The 18,827-nt window shown below is 61.9% G+C and carries 16 protein-coding genes; 4 read left to right on the top strand and 12 right to left on the bottom strand.

Annotated features, from left to right (window positions below):
- Positions 1-53: 53 nt before the first annotated feature.
- Positions 54-914 (top strand): NAD-dependent protein deacetylase, encoded by an 861-nt coding sequence (locus DU490_RS12420; RefSeq protein ID WP_220270492.1) that lies wholly within the window; start codon positions 54-56, stop codon positions 912-914.
- A 105-nt stretch (positions 915-1,019) separates the two neighbouring features.
- Here DU490_RS12420 and DU490_RS12425 read toward each other — a convergent pair whose 3' ends face one another.
- The 11 genes from DU490_RS12425 to DU490_RS12475 form a co-directional block, all read right to left on the bottom strand.
- Positions 1,020-1,394 (bottom strand): translation initiation factor Sui1, encoded by a 375-nt coding sequence (locus DU490_RS12425; protein ID WP_114574609.1) that lies wholly within the window; start codon positions 1,392-1,394, stop codon positions 1,020-1,022.
- 139 nt (positions 1,395-1,533) lie between these two features.
- Positions 1,534-2,232, bottom strand: a complete 699-nt coding sequence (locus DU490_RS12430) for an HAD family phosphatase (RefSeq protein ID WP_114574610.1) — start codon at positions 2,230-2,232, stop codon at positions 1,534-1,536.
- 597 nt (positions 2,233-2,829) lie between these two features.
- Complete coding sequence (locus DU490_RS12435; RefSeq protein ID WP_258801653.1) at positions 2,830-3,183, bottom strand: hypothetical protein; 354 nt, start codon at positions 3,181-3,183, stop codon at positions 2,830-2,832.
- Between the two features lie 223 nt (positions 3,184-3,406).
- The gene (gene rfbC / locus DU490_RS12440) at positions 3,407-3,955 is read right to left on the bottom strand and encodes a dTDP-4-dehydrorhamnose 3,5-epimerase (RefSeq protein WP_114574611.1); all 549 of its coding nucleotides are present in this window, start codon (positions 3,953-3,955) and stop codon (positions 3,407-3,409) included.
- Between the two features lie 42 nt (positions 3,956-3,997).
- Positions 3,998-5,305, bottom strand: a complete 1,308-nt coding sequence (locus DU490_RS12445; protein ID WP_114574612.1) for an NAD(P)H-dependent oxidoreductase — start codon at positions 5,303-5,305, stop codon at positions 3,998-4,000.
- A gap of 6 nt (positions 5,306-5,311) precedes the next feature.
- Positions 5,312-6,091 carry a glucose-1-phosphate cytidylyltransferase gene (rfbF, locus tag DU490_RS12450; protein WP_114574613.1) on the bottom strand — a complete coding sequence of 260 codons (780 nt, stop codon included), beginning with the start codon at positions 6,089-6,091 and terminating at the stop codon, positions 5,312-5,314.
- A 63-nt stretch (positions 6,092-6,154) separates the two neighbouring features.
- A complete protein-coding gene (locus DU490_RS12455) occupies positions 6,155-7,201 on the bottom strand; it encodes an NAD(P)-dependent oxidoreductase (RefSeq protein WP_114574614.1) in 1,047 nt (348 codons plus the stop codon).
- 18 nt (positions 7,202-7,219) lie between these two features.
- Complete coding sequence (locus DU490_RS12460; protein ID WP_114574615.1) at positions 7,220-8,230, bottom strand: glycosyltransferase family 2 protein; 1,011 nt, start codon at positions 8,228-8,230, stop codon at positions 7,220-7,222.
- 535 nt (positions 8,231-8,765) lie between these two features.
- Entirely contained in the window at positions 8,766-9,830 is a 1,065-nt protein-coding gene (gene fba / locus DU490_RS12465; protein WP_114574616.1) for a class II fructose-bisphosphate aldolase, read from the bottom strand.
- 100 nt (positions 9,831-9,930) lie between these two features.
- On the bottom strand, positions 9,931-11,097 hold the full coding sequence (locus tag DU490_RS12470; RefSeq protein ID WP_114574617.1) for a phosphoglycerate kinase: 1,167 nt from the start codon (positions 11,095-11,097) through the stop codon (positions 9,931-9,933).
- A gap of 93 nt (positions 11,098-11,190) precedes the next feature.
- Positions 11,191-12,216 carry a type I glyceraldehyde-3-phosphate dehydrogenase gene (locus tag DU490_RS12475; RefSeq protein WP_114574618.1) on the bottom strand — a complete coding sequence of 342 codons (1,026 nt, stop codon included), beginning with the start codon at positions 12,214-12,216 and terminating at the stop codon, positions 11,191-11,193.
- Between the two features lie 317 nt (positions 12,217-12,533).
- Between DU490_RS12475 and DU490_RS12480 the strand changes: the two genes are divergently transcribed.
- Positions 12,534-13,586 carry a class I fructose-bisphosphate aldolase gene (locus DU490_RS12480; RefSeq protein ID WP_114574619.1) on the top strand — a complete coding sequence of 351 codons (1,053 nt, stop codon included), beginning with the start codon at positions 12,534-12,536 and terminating at the stop codon, positions 13,584-13,586.
- An 80-nt stretch (positions 13,587-13,666) separates the two neighbouring features.
- Here the strand turns inward: DU490_RS12480 and tkt are convergent, their stop codons facing one another.
- The gene (tkt, locus tag DU490_RS12485) at positions 13,667-15,673 is read right to left on the bottom strand and encodes a transketolase (RefSeq protein WP_114574620.1); all 2,007 of its coding nucleotides are present in this window, start codon (positions 15,671-15,673) and stop codon (positions 13,667-13,669) included.
- Between the two features lie 314 nt (positions 15,674-15,987).
- On the opposite strand from tkt, the gene metK reads away from it, so the two are divergent.
- Together metK and ahcY are read left to right on the top strand one after the other, a co-directional pair.
- Positions 15,988-17,208, top strand: coding sequence for a methionine adenosyltransferase (gene metK / locus DU490_RS12490; protein WP_114574621.1), 1,221 nt, complete (start codon positions 15,988-15,990; stop codon positions 17,206-17,208).
- Positions 17,209-17,375: 167 nt separating this feature from the next.
- Positions 17,376-18,785, top strand: coding sequence for an adenosylhomocysteinase (gene ahcY / locus DU490_RS12495; protein WP_114574622.1), 1,410 nt, complete (start codon positions 17,376-17,378; stop codon positions 18,783-18,785).
- Positions 18,786-18,827 lie beyond the last annotated feature (42 nt).

Raw genomic sequence — 18,827 nt, forward strand, 5'->3', positions numbered from 1 at the left:
AGAAGAGCCATGTTGTTCTGATGAAGGCGGCTGCAGAAGACTGCGGAGAGACGATGCGCGACCTGCCAATTCCCCAGGCGGCTTCACGACTGGCGGACTTCCTGACCCGTTACCCACGCCTGACGGTATTGACCGGTGCCGGGGTAAGCACCGACAGCGGCATCCCGGATTACCGTGATGCCAGCGGTGCCTGGAAGTGCGCGCCGCCGATGCAGCACCAGCAGTTCATGAACAGCCATGCATCACGGCAGCGTTACTGGGCGCGTGCCCTGGTCGGCTTTCGTACCCTGCACCGGGCCCGCCCGGGTATCGCTCACACGGTACTGGCGCAACTGGAAGCCGAGGGGCTCGTGGCGGGGGTAATTACCCAGAACGTGGATGGGCTGCACCAGAAAGCCGGCTCACGTCGGGTCATCGACCTGCATGGCCGCGCCGAACAAGTGCGCTGCATGCAGTGTGGGGCGCTGCGCATGCGTCATGACCTGCACACCGAGTTGGCCGAACGAAACCCGCATTGGCTGGACAGAGAGGCAGCGGTCCGGCCCGACGGCGATGCGAGCCTGGAAGCCGACTTTTCCGCCTTTCAGGTGCCCGGTTGTCGTCGCTGCGGCCAGGGGATCTGGAAGCCCGACGTGGTCTTCTTCGGCGACAATGTTCCCGGTGAACGGGTGGCGCGTGCCACTGCGATGGTTGACGAGGCCGGTGCGCTGCTGGTCGTGGGTTCTTCGCTTATGGTCTATTCGGGCTACCGCTTCGCCCGGCAGGCATTCCGCGCCAGCAAGCCTATCGCCTGCCTTAACCTGGGGCACACCCGGGCCGATGCGCTCTATTCGCTGAAGGTCGAGGCGCCGGTGGGCGACACGCTGGGTGCCCTGGCGGCGGCTCTTACGGGCACGGGGAAAGCGGCAGGGTGACGGGTTCGTCCGGAGCATGCGCTTCCAGCAGAGCCAGCAACCCCAGTGCCGGCTTGCCCAGTGGGGGCGCCGCAACCGTCGTGTCGTGCATGCTTTACTCCTTGCTTAGCCGCCGGCCAGCTTCACGGTGTAGCCGCTACGCTCAAGCTCGGCCTTGAGTACCTCGCGATGATCGCCCTGGATCTCGATGATGCCCTCCTTGACGGCACCACCGGTTCCACAGCGTTTCTTGAGACGCTTGGCCAGGGCCTTCAGTTCAGCATCGGGAAGGGGAATGCCGGCAACCGTGGTCACGCCCTTTCCCTTGCGCCCGCTGGTTTCCCGGCGAATTCGCACGATGCCGTCGAGTGCCTCGATACGTACCTTCTCGGCGATCTCGGCACAGCGGCAGTCGGCCTGGGGCTGGCGGCAGTCCGGGCAGATATCGCCATACTCGGTGGAATAGACCAGGCCATTCAGCTGGTCGCGCAGAGAGGCCATGGGAGCTCCTTGTAAAACGCGAGATGGCCAGATGATACCGCTCAAGGACGTGGGCTGCATCGACACAGGCTGTGGGACAATACGGGCAGGGCAGCAAAGGCAGTGCAAGGCGGGAAGAGGAGACGTCGGCCGGCCAGGCTCAGCGGCTATAGGCGGCCAGGCGGTAGTCTTTGGCCCGATGATGGATGAGATGACCGATCACGGTGGGCAGCTGATACATGCTGCTGATCATGATGGCGCCTTCGGGAGTTTCTTCCACATCGGGGAAGCGATTGAGGTGAATGACCGTCATCCCCGCGTCCAAGGCGGCCTTGACCCCCACCAGGGCATCGTCGATGGCGACGCAGTCCTCGGCTTCGAAGCCCATCCGATTGGCCGCGTGCAGGTAGAGCCGGGGGTCGGGTTTCCAGCAGTTGGCGGTATAGCCGCTGAAGAGGTTGTTGCCAAAATGCTCGGACAGGCCGATTGCCTTGAGAGATGTCTGAATCTTGTTCTCGGGGCCGTTTGACACCACGCCGCTGGAGAAGTCGGCCAGCGCCATCAAGGCCTCGGTAGCACCTGCGATTGGGACCAGCTCGGTTGCGAGGCGGCGGTTGAGATTGATCCGCATCTCGCTTTCGGTCTCGGCCAGCCGAAGCGGGTCCACGCTGCCGTAGCGACTTTCCAGTACTGCCACGATATTGCGAAAGCGGCTACCACGGAATTCGCCGATATAGTCACTGGCCTGAAACGGCAAACCAAGCCGTGTCAAGCTGATGGCCATCTCGGTGGCAAGCAATGGTTCGCTGTCCACCAGGGTTCCATCACAATCGAACAGCAGGCAGAGGGGACTTGTCATGGCCGAACATCCCTCAATAAGTCAGAGACTTGTCGAAAAGTAACCATATACCCGTTATCGGCATGTTCTGCAGAAAACTGAATATAAACAACGTAACTTTTAAGAACGCTGTTTCCAAACAGTATTGCTCGCCACGGCCCTTTCTTCAAGTGCTCGACGAAAGTCGATTTTGTCGGGCGGTTCTGCATGTCAAGTCCGAGCCCGCTCTCTGCAACACCCAGGGTGAGCGAGACAAGCCGGTGAGATCAAACTACCAGCACTTGGTAAGTGGGAATTCGGCACAACGAGTGAGCCTGACGGCTTGCACAGGAAACTCAAGTTCTGACCCATTGGAGGGACAAACATGATGTTCAAGGAGTCTCTCAAGATACCGGCATTGTTGGTATTTCTTTTGGCCTGACCGCCAGTCCGCTGGCGTTTGTCGACTTCCACGATGAAGAGGACGAGCAGGGTGCCGTGCCGGAGCAGATCGCTCCCGAGGCAGGCCCTGATACGGGTTTTGAAACTGGTGCAGAAGACGTCAATCAACAGGCGGAGTCAGACGAAGCCAGCCAGCAGGACGATTGATCGGCTCCAGCGCTTCTCCCCCGGTTGCCCTCAACCTTTGGAAAGGCGGAGAGAGTTGGCGCTGCTGCGGCGATGATAGGGTGTCAGGGTGCGACGGCCCGTGACCCACCAGGGGGTGCTCTGGCCGAATGCCATGCCCAGTATGGCTTTCTGAACCTCGAAGCCTGTTTCCAGGCTGGCCTCGAGTTTCTCGCTCACCATTCGCTGGTTTTCCTTGATCATCCTAGCGCTGTTGGGGGACTGGGTTTGCCAGAGGCTATTGCGCATGGCGATGGTGGAAAGCGAGGTCGACCAGAGTTCGCAGGCCATGACCCCTAGTTTCCAGACATCCATCATCGCTGCGGGGGTCTGAGGCAGGAAAGGGGATTGGTTAGGGCGATTCATGGGCTAGCCTCTTCGTCAGGAGTTTGGAGCGTCCGAGCGCCACTTATGCAGTAGTGTGGCCCACTCTATGCTGCACTGCAATAAGCTATGCCGCCCTTGCTGCCTCTGGAAAGCATGAGCGAGACTGTCAGGTTCTGTTCCAGGTCATCGCTTTGACCGCTGGCAGTTGCTAGATCTTGTCCATGGTGCAGCATCCCGATTGAGCGGTGATGACTTGCTCGGATTAGTAAAGAGGCCCCGGTCGCTCGTCGATCAATGGCCAGGAGGCGTCCTTGTCCGACAGGACGGTAACGGGAAGGGGCCAGTCGATGGCCAGGCGGGGATCACTGTATCGCAGCCCCCGCTCGGCCTCCGGTCGGTAGGGGGCCGATACCAGGTAGCTGACTTCGACGTCGTTGCTCAATGTCTGGAAGGCGTGCGCGAAACCCGGCGGCACATAGAGCTGGTGCCGATTGGTGTCGGTCAGTTCGAACGAGGCATGCTGCAGGTAGGTAGAGGAATCCTCCCGCAGGTCGACGATGACGTCCAGCAGCGCGCCACGAATGCAGCGCACCAGCTTGGCTTCACCATAGGGCTTCTGCTGGTAGTGCATCCCCCGCAGGGTCCCGCGCTGGGCCGAAAAGGAGGTGTTCTGCTGCGTGAAATCGCCGTGCAGCCCATGAGCTGCAAACTCCTCCCGGCACATGGAGCGGGCGAAGAAGCCGCGTTGATCACCATGTGGCTCGAGTTCGATCAGCCAGGCGTCATTGAGCGTCGTCTGATGAAAGCGCATCGTCCATTCTCCAGAAGAGTGTGCAGGTAAGGGCAGTACGGTTCAGGCGAACAGGCGCTCCTGCTCGGCATACAGCGTGTCGATCAGGCGGCCCTCGGGCACCGTGACGTCGGCAAAGGTGAGCGGAGTATCCTTCTCGATGAGTCGATTCACCCGACAGCCAAGTGCCAGTCCGACAGGCAGCAGGTTCTCCTCACGCACCACATCCATGTCTTCGGCGACGCCATAGACTTCGAAGCCGCCGAAATCGGTGATCTTTTCGCCAACTGATAGCGCCTTCTTGGCCACGGCGATCACGCCGACCCTCGGTCCTGCCCGAGGGGTCAGCACCGGGTCATTGAACAGAACGGCCCGGGCAACGGAAGTCGGCACTTCGAAATGGCAGAGGTGATATGGCGTGCTGAAGCAGTAATAGGGCCCCTTGCCCAGCTTGTAGAGCTCCAGATAGTGGCGCTTGCGGGGGTGATCGATGGCGCCCAGGACAAAGACGCCCGGCCCCGGGCGAGCCCCGACAACATAGTCCACCAGCCCCGCCCCGTCCGGGTCCAGGTAGGGTTCGAAGGAGGAGACGGTCTCTTCGATCGGCACCAGCGGGGAGCCGGGGTTGCCGCCGGAAAAGTCGGGGCCAAGCATGCCCCGGCGCGCGACTCCCATGCCGGTGCCGTTGGCCACGATAGCCTGCTCGAAGGAGATCTTGGTTCCGTCGGCAAACGAGGCGACCATGGCAGGCTTCTGGCCCCAGCGCTTGGCGAATGCTTCCTGGGTCGCCGGGTTGCGGTAGGGGTCGTGCAGGCCCTTGATGTTGCCGCAGAGCACCGGCGTCACCCCGAGGCCGGTGACGAATCGGTAGAGGTTCATCTGGACGCCTGGCTGGTCACCGTCGGCAAAGGTATAGATGACGCCTGCCGCGTCGGCTCTGGCCTTGAGCAAGGGGCCGATGGTGCCATCGAGTTCGGCATTCATCTGTATGACGTGCTTGCCACTTTCCAGCGCGGCCAGTACGGCATGGGCGGCGAACTCGATCGAACCGGTCACTTCGATGATCACATCCAGGCCATCGGCACGCGCCAGTGCCAGTGCATCCTCGGTGACTACCGGCCACCCTGAGGAAATACCCGCTTCCAGTTCAGCCTGGGTGTCACAGTGGCGCGCTTCCTGCCCGGCCTGGCGGAAGATACTGTCGGCCGCGTCAGGGTGGCGGTTGGCGATGGCGCAGAGTCGCATACCCGGTGTCGCGGTGATGATCTGCAGCCCGATGCCGCTGGCCTGGAAGCCCGCCCCGATCATGCCGACGCGGATGGGGTTGCCCTCGGCCTGTCGCTTGGCCAGGGCGGTATCGACAATAATCATCGGTGTTCAGTCCTTCCATAGTTTCCAGGGGGCATTGCCCTCCGCCCAGGCGGCTTCCAGCACCATTCGATCCCTCAGCGTATCCATGCTTTGCCAATAACCGCTGTGATGGTAGTAGCCCAGCTTGCCGAGCTTGATCATGCGATCCATGGGGTCGTTTTCCCAAACGCTCTGGCTGTCGTCGATCAGCTCGAACACCTCGGGTTCGCAGACGAAGAAGCCGCCATTGATCAGCCCCCCGTCCGTGGCGCCCTTCTCGCGGAAGCCTTCGACGTGACTGGAGTTTTTCTTCAGCCGCAATGCCCCGTAGCGGCCCGGTTGGGTCACGGCGGTCAGCGTGCACCAGTTGTTCGAGGCGCGGTGGGAGTCGACCAGCGCCGTGATGTCCACATCACTCACGCCATCGCCATAGGTCAGGCAGAAGGGGCCTTCCGATAGCAGATGCTTGGCCTTCTTGATTCGCCCGCCTGTCATGGCGGCCGCCCCGGTGTCGAGTACGGTCACCTTCCAGTCGTCATTGACGCTCTCCAGCCAGTCGATGGCGCCAGTATTCAAGTCGATGGTGTAATCGGTACGATTGCCACGATAGTTGAGGAAGTAGTCACGGATGTACTCGACCTTATAGCCCCCCAGGACTACGAACTCCTTGAAGCCGTGGTGGGCATAGTTTTTCATGATGTGCCAGAGAATCGGTCTGCCGCCCACTTCCACCATTGGCTTGGGGCAGATTGCCGTTTCCTCGCTCAAGCGTGTTCCGAAGCCTCCCGCCAAGATCGCAACTTTCATGTTCAGATCTCCCATTCAGCAACCAACCAAGGGCAAGTCGATGGAGATGCGCTGTCCACCGGCTCAGTTAACCTGCCATTTCAAGTCTTCGCAGAGTCGTCCACCCTCGATATGGCCCTGCAAGACATGCAGGCGCACCAATGACGAGGTTCGAAACTGTGGGTCGGAGAAATTCATGCGCTGTAGCCCCGCGATCACGCTGGCGATGGATTGCTTTAGCGTGACCCTGGGTTGATGGTCGGGAGCGAGGCGGTTGAACAGGCCGAAATCTACCTGGTAGGAGCGGCTGTCAACCGGCGCCTCGGTGTTGATGCTCAAGGTAGTGCCGGGGACCGCGTCGGCAACAGCAGCCGCAATGTCACGCACCTGATGGTTACGCGTGTCGGAGCCCGCATTGACGCTGACTACACGGCCGCCGTTCAAGGCCGTGCGCTGGACGGCCCAATCGATCGCCCGGGCCATGTCCGCGACGTCGATCAAGGGTCGCCAGGGGGAGCCATCGCTGAGCACGGTGATGCAACCTTGGCTGAGCGCGCAGGCCACGAAATCGTTGAGAACGAGGTCCAGTCGTAGCCGGTCCGACATGCCGCATGCCGTGGCGAAGCGAAGGCTGGTAATGACCATGTCGCCACTGATATCGGCAAGGCCCTCTTCAGCTCCGATCTTGGACTTGGCATAGGCCGTGATGGGCGCCACGGGGTCTGCCTCGGATCTGGCGGATCCTAGAGCCACCCCATAGATACTGCAGCTGGAGGCAAAGACGAGGTTCTTCACGCCCGCCTTCGAGGCTGCCCGGGCAATACGAACCGTAGCGTCCTGGTTGACCTCGGAGGTGACGGAGGCGAAGCGGCTGCCCATAGGGTCGTTGGAAATGGCGGCCAGTTGAACCACGGCGGTATAGCCTTCCAGCATGGCCTCCGGAAGAGTGCGTATGTCGCCAATGAACTGCTGCTTCAGGTGCCGCTCGGGCAAGCATTCGGCCCCGGTCAGGCAGTGGGCAAAATAGGCATTGTCGTAGCCATGGAGGACGGCATCAGGATGGCGTTTGGCCAACTCGCGCACAACCATGGGGCCGACATAGCCCATGTTGCCGATAATTAATATTTTCAAGAGAGCCTCCCGGCGATATCAATTTTCTCTTTGAGCCGTATCATGGATAACGATCAACGACTTGATAGTAGTGTTTCGTTTATATTCCAGACGATTGATATCGGCCAGTTCAGTGGGGGCATCAGCTGATTCTTGCCCGGGGTAGAAGTTGATGCTCTCGATCATGCCTTGAAGCACGATGCTGGCCTTCTTGGTCTCGCCCAGCCCGATCAACTTGAAGAAAAGACCTGTGATCTTGAAAAATTCCTGAAGGACGTAATATTTCTGATAGTGACGATATTTTTTGGCAATGAATATCTTGTTTCGTATGTGGTGTCGATATAATTCAAGCCGCCCCGGGCTGTTGTTCGTCAGTATGGAAATGGGGCCGCTTTCCTGGCGCAAATGCGTGACTTGGCTCTTGCCCACCATAAATCCCGGTTTGTCGCGAGTCACACGCATAGTGAACTCTGTGTCCTCTCCCCAGATGAACATGGCTGAAATGGGAAGCCCGTGTCGTTCCAGGATGGCACGGTGCAAGAGAATCGAGACGAAGGTGGCGCGACGTACCGGTATGAGTCCATATTCCAATACTTGGGGCCAGCTCTGGTAACCGATTTTGTTGCCCAGTGTGCTAACTGCTGGCGTGTTGGTGACCGAGCCGTTTTCCGTGACCGCCTTGGATAACAGGAAGGCCCTGTCGATGCCCTTGCCGGCCAGGAGTGCCTCGGCTTCTTCCAGGTGCTGCAGGGCGTCGGGCTGAGGAATGACGTCGTCATCCATTACCCAGAGGTACTCGGCTCCTTGTTGGTACGCCAGGCGAAAGCCCGCGTTGAAGCCACCTGATGCACCGATATTACGAGGCAGAGTAAAGATAGCCAGTCGGGGGTGGTCATCGGCCAGCAGCATCTCGCGGGTGCCATCGGTACTAGCGTTGTCAACGACGATAATGCTGTCGCAGGGTCTTGTCTGTGCATAGACCGCATCCAGGCACTGTTGGAGAAGTTCTTTTCGATTAAAAGTCAGTATGACAGCGGTCACGTTTTTCATGGCAATCTTCCCTGCGATTTTTCATGATGCCATTTGTAAACCATTTGCACTCTTGGTTTTCCTTTCGGCCAGCCTGAATTATCTATGCCAACATTCCGCGTCGAAATGGCTGGGATAACGATAGTTATATGTAACAAACAGCATTGTCGTTGTCTTTCTGTTGTCTTTCTGTTGTCTTACATATTTCGTGCAGGTTTTTCTGAAAAATCGTACGCTATTGATTATGGAGAAGAAATGCCTGCTTCATGCCGTTGATGCCTGCACTGATACTGGAACACTAAGTTACATTTGATAAATTATGTCAAGGCCGGCACGGTGTCAATGTAGAGTCGAGATTTTGAGGCTTTATTGCAGTACCATTTTCTTCATCGCAGCGGCATTAATGGCCCCGTAATATATGATATGTAAATATGCTACTGGTGCTATGGAGCCTTCGTTGCTCTGGCATGGTTTCAGGCTGGCTGCCTCAGGGGCGACGGGACGGGGTTGCGGGAAGGCAACGCTACCTTCCCGCAACTGTTGAAGGCTTAACTCTTTACTTTACCTTGGGGACCAGTTCGCCTCGCTCGTAGCGCAGGTACATTTCCTCGAGGTTGATCGGCTTGATCCGGCTGGCGTTGCCGGCGGTGCCGAAGGCCTCGTAGCGGGCGATACAGACGTCGCGCATGGCGCTGACGGTCTCCTTGAGGAACTTGCGTGGGTCGAACTCGGATGGATTCTTGGCCAGGAAACGGCGTACCGCACCGGTGGAGGCCAGGCGCAGGTCGGTGTCGATATTGATCTTGCGCACGCCGTGCTTGATACCCTCGACGATCTCCTCCACGGGAACGCCGTAGGTCTCGGGGATCTCACCGCCGAACTCGTTGATGATGGCGAGCCACTCCTGGGGCACCGAGGAGGAGCCGTGCATCACCAGGTGAGTATCGGGGATACGCGCGTGGATCTCCTTGATGCGCTGGATGGACAGAGTATCGCCGGTGGGCGGCTTGGTGAACTTGTAGGCGCCGTGGCTGGTGCCGATGGCAATGGCCAGGGCATCGACGTGGGTCGCCTTGACGAAGTCGGCGGCTTCCTCGGGGTCGGTGAGCAGTTGTTCCATGTCCAACTTGCCCTCGGCGCCGATGCCATCTTCCTCACCAGCCATGCCGGTCTCCAGGCTGCCCAGGCAGCCCAGCTCGCCCTCGACCGAGACGCCGCAGGCATGCGCCATCTCCACGGTACGGCGGGTGACGTCGACGTTGTAGTCGTAGTCCATCGGCGTCTTGCCGTCCTCGCCGAGCGAGCCATCCATCATCACCGACGAGAAACCCAGCTGAATGGAGCGCTGGCACACTGCGGGGCTGGTGCCATGGTCCTGGTGCATGACCACCGGTATATGCGGGAATTCTTCGACGGCGGCCAGGATCAGGTGGCGCAGGAAAGGCGCTCCAGCGTACTTGCGGGCGCCGGCGGAGGCCTGGACGATGACCGGTGAATCGGTCTTGTCGGCGGCTTCCATGATGGCCCGCATCTGCTCGAGGTTGTTGACGTTGAAAGCCGGAACGCCGTAGCCGTATTCGGCGGCGTGGTCCAGCATCTGGCGCATGCTGATCAGTGCCATGAAATTACCTGCCTCTGTGTGCAATCTGTCTATGCAATCAGTCTGTGCAATGACGGCGCGGCCGTGGCCGCGCCGATTAAGGTGCCGGGGGTGAGTCGTCTCAGCGTTCGGCGGCGTCTTCCAGGGCCTTCACCGCCGGCAGGGTCTTGCCTTCCACGTATTCGAGGAAGGCTCCGCCACCGGTGGAGATATAGGAGACGCGATCGCTGATGCCGTACTTGTCGATGGCGGCGAGGGTATCGCCGCCACCGGCGATGGAGAAGCCGTTGCTCTCGGCGATGGCGCGCGACAGCGCTTCGGTGCCGTGGCCGAACTGGTCGATCTCGAACACGCCGACGGGGCCGTTCCACAGGATGGTGCCGGCGTCCTTGAGCAGTCCGGCCAGGCGGCCGGCGGTGTCGGGGCCGATGTCGAGGATCATCTCGTCGTCACCCACCTGGTCCACGGGCTTGACCACGGCCTCGGCCGATTCGGAAAACTCGGTCGCGACGACCACATCGGTGGGCAGCGGGATCTCCACCCGTGACATCAGCTCCTTGGCTTGGCCGACCAGGTCGGCTTCATGCAGCGACTTGCCGACATTGTAACCGGCCGCCGCAATGAAGGTATTGGCGATACCGCCACCGACGATCAGCTGGTCGCATTTCTCGGAGAGCGCGTTGAGCACGTCGAGCTTGGTGGAGACCTTGGAGCCACCGACGATGGCAACCATGGGGCGCTTCGGCGTGGCCAGCGCCTTCTCCAGGGCGTCGAGTTCGGCGGCCAGCAGCGGGCCGGCGCAGGCCTGTGGTGCGAAGCGGGCCACGCCATGGGTGGAGGCTTGGGCGCGGTGGGCGGTACCGAAGGCGTCCATGACGAAGATATCGCACAGCTCGGCGTACTGCCGGGAGAGGCTTTCGTCGTCGCCTTTCTCACCGGCATTGAAGCGTACGTTCTCGAGCAGGACCACCTCGCCGTCGGCCAGATCCAGCGAGGCGTCCAGATACCCCTTGATCAGGGTGACCGGGCGACCGAGCAGTTGCCCCAGGTGCTCGGCCACCGGGGCCAGCGAGAACTCCTCGGCCGGCTCGCCTTCGGTGGGGCGGCCCAGGTGGCTCATCAGCATCACCTTGGCGCCGGCGTCCCTGGCGGCCTCGATGGTCGGCAGGCAGGCGCGCAGACGGGCGTCGCTGCTCACCTTGCCGTGCTTGACGGGTACGTTCAGGTCCTCGCGAATCAGCACGCGCTGTCCGGAGAGGTCGAGGTCGGTCATCTTGAGCACGTTCATCGGGGCGTCTTCCTCATCTTGCGAAACCGAAGCAGGGTCATCGAAACAGGGCCATCGAAACAGGGCCATCGAAACAGAGTCATCGAAACAGAGTCATAGGGTGTCCGTGGGCATGGTCGCGAGCCGCTGGCTCACGTCGAGCATGCGGTTGGCAAAGCCCCATTCGTTGTCGAACCAGCACAGCAGCTTGATCAGGCGACCGCCCGCCACCCGGGTCTGAGTGGCGTCCACGATACCCGAGCGGGGGTCGTGGTTGAAGTCGCTGGAGGCCATGGGCTCCTCGGTATAGCCCAGCAGCCCGGCCAAGTGGTCCTGGCAGGCGTGGCGCAGCAGGGCGTTGACCTGGGCGGCCGAGGTGTCGCGGCGGACGCAGATCGACAGGTCCATGGCCGAGACGTTGATGGTCGGTACGCGCATGTGCAGACACTCGAAGCGGCCGGCCAGGTGCGGCATCAAGCGGTTGATGCCGCGCGCCAGGCTGGTGTCCACCGGGACGATGGAGTGCATCGCCGAGCGGGTCAGGCGCAGGTCGGTCTGGTGATAGGCGTCGATCACCGGCTGGTCGTTCATGGCCGAGTGCACGGTGGTGGTCACACCGTGCTCGATGCCCAGTGCCTCATCGAGCACGGTGAGTACCGGTATCAGGCAATTGGTGGTGCATGAGGCGGCGGAGACGATGCGGTGGTGCGGTGACAGGGCGGCGTCGTTGATACCGCAGACGATGGTGGCATCCACGTCGCTCTCCGCCGGCTGGGAAAAGAGCAGGCGGCCGGCGCCGGCGGCAAGGTGGCGCTCTGCCGTGGCGCGATCCTTGAAGCTGCCCGAACACTCCAGCACCAGGTCGATGCCCAGGGCGTCCCAGGGCAGCCGTGACGGATCGGCTTCCGAGAGAATTCGTATCGGGCGTCCGTTGACCACGAGCCGGCCGTTTTCCGCCTTGACGCTGCCGGGGAAGCGGCCGTGGGTGGTGTCGTAGCGGGTCAGGTAGGCGATGGTGTCCAGGTCGGACAGTTCGTTGATCGCTACGACTTCCAGTTCGGGAGCATGGCGCTCTTCCAGGGCGCGCAGCACGCACTGGCCGATACGACCGTAACCGTTGATGGCGATACGATGGGCCATGGGGCTGCCTGGCACTCCTGAGAGGGGGACACAAGCCGGCGATTCTAGCGCATTTGCAGGCCGAACGTCTGCTCTAGAGCCCCACCAGTCGCCAGGCGAGGGGCAGGAAGAGTGCGCTGAAGATGCCGGTTCGGTTGTTATCGTTGCCGATGCTGGTGACCCCACCAGTCAGAGAAACCCTTAAAGCGACGACATGACAATCCTTGGCAAGTGCTAGCGGTTCGAAAAAGCGTGCGAAAAACGGCAGTGCGGGGCTCGCTCGGTACGGTTTCCACTACGCTGGGGGAATGAAAGCCAAAACCAAGGAGAGGAGCAATATGACTGATATTCCCCAACTGCTGGGTGACGACGCCGACTACCTGCTCGACCACCGTTGTCGCGGATTTCCCCGCGAGCAGTTGCATTTGCCCGGCCCCGATTTTATCGACCGCGTGGTTAGTGACAGCGACCGCAGCCCCGCCGTGCTGCGCAACCTGCAGGCGCTGTTCAACCATGGCCGCCTGGCGGGTACCGGCTATCTGAGCCTGCTGCCGGTCGATCAGGGCATCGAGCATTCCGCCGGCGCCTCCTTCGCGCCGAACCCGCGCTACTTCGATCCGGCCAACATCGTCGAGCTGGCCCTGGAGGGGGGCTGCAATGGCGTCGCCTCGACGCTCGGCGTGCTGTCGTCGGTGGCGCGTCGCTATGCCCACCGCATTCCCATGATCCTCAAGCTCAACCACAACGAGACCCTGACCTATCCGGCGATCTATGACCAGACGCTGTTCGCCGAGGTGGAGCAGGCCCACGACATGGGCTGTGCCGCGGTGGGCGCGACCATCTACTTCGGCTCGCCGGAAAGCCGCCGCCAGATCATGGAGATCAGCGAGGCCTTCGAACGGGCCCACCAGCTGGGCATGGCGACGGTGCTCTGGGCCTACCTGCGCAACCCGGGTTTCAAGCAGGATGGCAAGGATTACCACGTGGCCGCCGACCTCACCGGCCAGGCCAATCACCTCGCCTCGACGCTCAAGGCGGATATCGTCAAGCAGAAGCTGCCGGAAACCAACGGCGGCTACAGCGATATCGGCTTTGGCCATACCCACGCCAAGGTCTACGAAGAGCTGACCTCCGACCACCCCATCGATCTGGCCCGTTATCAGGTGGCCTGCTGCTATATGGGGCGCGCCGGGTTGATCAACTCCGGGGGTGGCTCCAAGGGTAATACGGACCTGGGCGAGGCGGTGCGTACCGCGGTGATCAACAAGCGTGCCGGCGGCATGGGGCTGATCTCCGGCCGCAAGGCCTTCCAGAAGCCGGTCACCGAAGGCGTGGAGCTGCTCCAGGCCATCCAGGATGTCTACCTGGACAAGGGTGTGACTGTCGCCTGAGGATGCAGCCAGGCCAAAGGAAAAAGGGCGCGACCGTCAGGTCGCGCCCTTTCTTTTTACCGCTCAGTGCCGGCTGGCAATCAGCCCAGCAACTCCTTGGCCTGCTTGACGACGTTATCGACGGTGAAGCCGAAGTGCTTGAACAGGTCCTCCGCCGGGGCGGATTCGCCATAGGTGCGCATGCCGATCACCCGGCCGTCGAGGCCCACGTACTTGTACCAGTAGTCGGCGTGGCCGGCCTCGATGGCGATACGCTTGGGCACCGACTTCGGCAGTACGCTCTCGCGGTACTCGGCGTCCTGGCCGTCGAAGCGATAGGCCGAGGGCATCGAGACCACGCGAATCGCATGACCCTGGCGTTCCAGCTCGGCTGCGGCATCCATGGCTAGTCCTACCTCGGAACCGGTGGCAATCAGGATCAGCTCCGGCGTGCCCTCACTCTCCTTGAGCACACTGTCCTTGAGCACGTAACCGCCGCGCTGGATACTGGACAGCTGCTGCTTGGTGCGCTCCTGGTGCGGCAGGTTCTGGCGTGACAGCACCAGGGCAGTGGGCCCGGAGTTGCGCTTGATGGCGGCATCCCAGGCGGCGGCGGTCTCCACCGCGTCGCAGGGGCGCCAGGTGGCGAGATTCGGCGTGGTTCGCAGGTTGGTCAGCTGCTCGATGGGCTGGTGGGTGGGGCCGTCCTCGCCCAGGCCGATGGAGTCGTGGGTGAAGACGTAGATGGCACGCTTGCCCATCAGTGCCGCCATGCGCACCGAGTTGCGCATGTACTCCATAAAGATCAGGAAGGTGGCACCGTAGGGGATGAAGCCGCCGTGGAGCACGATGCCGTTCATGATCGCCCCCATGCCGAACTCGCGCACGCCGTAGTGCAGGTAGTTGCCGCTGGCATCTTCCTTGGAGATCGCCTTGGCGCCGCTCCAGAAGGTCAGGTTGGAGGGCGCCAGGTCGGCGCTGCCGCCGAGCAGTTCGGGCAGTTGCGGCCCCAGCTCATTGAGACACGAAAGCGAGGCCTTACGCGAGGCAATGCTCTCGCCCTGCTGCTGGGCCTTTTCGATCAGCGCGCCACTGGTAATCTCCGCCGGCAGTTTGCAATGGATGCGACGCAAGAACTCCTTAGCAAGTTCAGGGTGAGCCTCGCGATAGCGGTCGAACCTGGCCTGCCACGCTTCCTGGGCGCTCTTGCCCGCCTCGCGGGCATCCCAGCCCTGGTACACCGGCTCGGGAACGTGGAAGGGCGCGTGGGGCCAGCCGAGCTGCTCGCGGGCCGCAGCGACCTCGTCGTCGCCCAGCGGGGCGCCGTGACACTCTTCGGTACCCTGCTTGTTGGGGGCACCAAAGCCGATCACGGTCTTGCAGATGATCAGGCTCGGGCGGTCGTCGTGGCTCTTGGCCAGCTCGATGGCTGCCTTGACCTCATCCGGCTTGTGGCCGTCGACGTTGGGTACCACGTGCCAGCCGTAGGCCTCGAAGCGCTTGGCGGTATCGTCGGTGAACCAGCCATCCACCTCGCCGTCGATGGAGATGCCGTTGTCGTCGTAGAAGGTGATCAGCTTGCCCAGCCCCAGGGTGCCGGCCAGTGAACCGACTTCATGGGAGATGCCCTCCATCAGGCAGCCGTCACCCACGAAGCAGTAGGTGTTGTGGTCGACGACGGTGTGCCCCGGTCGGTTGAACTGGGCGGCCAGGGTCTTCTCGGCAATCGCCATGCCCACGGCATTGGCCAGGCCCTGGCCCAGCGGGCCGGTAGTGGTCTCGATGCCGGGGGCGTAGCCGAACTCCGGGTGCCCTGCGGTCTTGGCATGGAGCTGACGGAAATTCTGCAGCTCCTCGAGGCAGAGGTCGTAGCCGGTCAGGTGCAGCAGCGAGTAGAGCAGCATCGAGCCGTGGCCGTTGGAGAGCACGAAGCGATCGCGGTCGGGCCATTTCGGGTCGTTGGGGTTGTGCTTGAGGTAGTCGTTCCACAGCACTTCGGCGATGTCGGCCATGCCCATGGGGGCACCGGGATGGCCGGACTTGGCCTTCTGTACGGCATCCATGGACAGGGCGCGAATGGCATTGGCCAGTTCGAAACGGGACGGCATTGGGTTGGCTCCTCAACCTGCGGCAGAATGGGCAGCCCCGGCGGCACCCAAGTGCCTGCCGGGTTTGCATTCTGGCTGGGGCGCCGCAGGATAGCGGCGGCGCGGTAGAATTTCGGCCGCCTATTGTCGCCGACTTGCCGCCGGTCATCAAATGGCGGGTGTCTCCAAAGGTACCAGCGTGTAAACTCTTGGCCCCGAAAACGGGGGATTTTCTTTCCTGCCGTATCGATTTCCACCTGTACCGGCAGGGGCTGTTATCCTGACGGGAATCGCGCCGCAGCGTTTTGCCGTTACACAGTTGGTCGAGGATGCCCATGAGCGAATACTCCCTGTTCACCTCCGAGTCCGTGTCCGAAGGACATCCGGACAAGATCGCCGATCAGATTTCCGATGCGGTGCTGGACGCCATCATCGCCCGGGACAAGCAGGCCCGCGTGGCCTGCGAGACGCTGGTCAAGACCGGCGTGGCGATCGTTGCCGGCGAGATCACCACCTCGGCCTGGGTCGATCTCGAGGCGCTGGTGCGCGAGGTCATCACCGGTATCGGCTACACCTCCTCCGAGGTGGGCTTCGATGGCGAGACCTGCGGCGTGCTCAATCTGATCGGCAAGCAGAGCGTGGACATCGCCCAGGGCGTCGATCGCGTCAAGCCGGAGGATCAGGGTGCCGGCGACCAGGGATTGATGTTCGGCTACGCCACCAACGAGACCGACTCCTTCATGCCGGCGCCGATTCACTATGCCCACCGGCTGGTGGAGCGTCAGGCGGAGCTGCGCAAGAACGGCCTGCTGCCCTGGCTGCGCCCGGATGCCAAGAGCCAGGTCACCTTTCGCTACGACGAGGCCGGCATGCCCTGTGGCGTCGAGGCGGTGGTGTTGTCGACCCAGCACGACCCGGAGATCGATCAGGAGGAACTGCGCAAGATGGTCAAGCACGAGATCATCGAGCAGGTGATCCCTGAGCAATGGCTCACCGAGGCGACCCAGTACCATATCAACCCCACCGGCAAGTTTGTCATTGGTGGGCCGGTAGGCGACTGCGGGCTGACCGGGCGCAAGATCATCGTCGATACCTACGGCGGCATGGCGCGTCACGGCGGCGGCGCCTTCTCCGGCAAGGACCCCTCCAAAGTCGACCGCAGCGCCGCCTACGCCGGCCGCTACGTGGCCAAGAATATCGTTGCGGCGGGGCTGGCCGACAAGTGCGAGATCCAGATCTCCTATGCCATCGGCGTGGCACAGCCCACCTCGGTGGCGATCAACACCTTCGGCACCGGCAAGGTGGACGAGGCGCGTATCATCGAGCTGGTGCGCGAGCACTTCGACCTGCGACCCTTCGCCATTACCCGCATGCTCGACCTGCTCCACCCCATGTATCAGCTCACCGCGGCCTATGGCCACTTCGGTCGCGAGCCCTTCGAGACCTCCTACCGCTGGAAGGATGACAAGGGACATGAACAGGTCGAGACCTTCACCGCCTTCCCCTGGGAGCGGATAGATCGTGCCCAGGCGCTGCGGCAGGCTGCCGGCTTGTAACGCTTCTTTCTCACCTATCTGCGCTCACCATGACGCCCGGCCCTGTGCCGGGCGTCGTCGTCTGGCACGGCCAAGTCTTTTGACCCTGCGTGAAAGCGATGCCTTGGCGTGGACGCCCACGCTGGGCTTATAGTGAAGGTCACCGATATCAATCGAGGAGGTGACGAATGAACCAGGCCGCCGTTTCTGCCTTGGGTGCTCAAGACTACAAGGTTGCCGATATCACGCTGGCCGACTGGGGGCGTCGCGAGATCCGCATCGCCGAGACCGAGATGCCGGCGCTGATGAAGATTCGTGCCAAGTACCATGACCGGCAGCCGCTGGCTGGTGCCCGTATCGCTGGATGCATTCACATGACCATCCAGACCGCAGTGTTGATCGAGACCCTGGTCGACCTGGGCGCCTCGGTGCGCTGGTCGTCATGCAATATCTTCTCGACCCAGGACCACGCTGCCGCGGCCATCGCCGCCGCGGGCATCCCGGTGTTCGCCTGGAAGGGCGAGACGGAGGAGGAGTTCTGGTGGTGTATCGAGCAGACCGTAGAAGGCCCCGATGACTGGCGGCCCAACATGGTGCTCGACGACGGCGGCGATCTCACTGCGCTGCTGCACGACAAGCGCCCCGAGCTGTTGGCTGCTGTCCATGGCATCTCGGAGGAGACCACCACCGGTGTTCACCGGCTGCAAGAGATGCTGTGCGACGGCTCCCTCAGGGTCCCGGCGATCAACGTCAACGACGCTGTGACCAAGTCGAAGAATGACAATAAGTACGGCTGTCGCCATTCGCTCAACGACGCCATCAAGCGTGGCCTCGACCACCTGCTGGCGGGCAAGCAGGCGCTGGTGGTGGGCTACGGCGACGTGGGCAAGGGCTCGGCGGCGTCACTGCGCCAGGAGGGCATGATCGTCAAGGTCGCCGAAATCGACCCGATCTGCGCCATGCAGGCGTGCATGGACGGTTACGAAGTGGTTTCACCCTATCTGGAGGGGCTCAATGGCGGACGTGACAGCATCGACCGGGCGCTGCTGGGCCGGATCGACCTGGTGGTGACCTGTACCGGCAACATCTGCGCCTGCGATGCCAACATGCTTGAAACGCTCAAGAAGGGAGCCGTGGTGTGCAACATCGGCCACTTCGACAACGAGATCGAAACCGGCTATATGCGTCGCCATTGGCACTGGGAGGAGATCAAGCCCCAGGTGCACAAGGTCTATCGCGACAGCAAGCCGGGCCGCTTCGACCCGGCAAGCAGTGACTATCTGCTGCTGCTCTCCGAAGGACGGCTGGTGAACCTGGGCAATGCCACGGGCCACCCCTCGCGCATCATGGACGGTTCCTTCGCCAATCAGGTGCTGGCGCAGATCCATCTCTACGAGCGGCGCTTCGCCGAGCTGCCCGAGGAGGAGCGCCAGGGCGGCCTGGAGGTCACCGTGCTGCCGCGTCACCTCGACGAAGAAGTGGCCCGCTATATGGTCGAGGGCTTCGGCGGAGTGCTCACACGCCTGACCGAGGAGCAGGCCGAGTATACCGGGGTGCCGGTGGAAGGGCCGTTCAAGCCGGACACCTATCGCTACTAGAATGCATGGCGTAGCCAAGACTAAGGACGCCGCCTGCGGGTG

The sequence above is a fragment of the Halomonas sp. DQ26W genome (assembly GCF_003339685.1).
Classification (GTDB): domain Bacteria; phylum Pseudomonadota; class Gammaproteobacteria; order Pseudomonadales; family Halomonadaceae; genus Halomonas.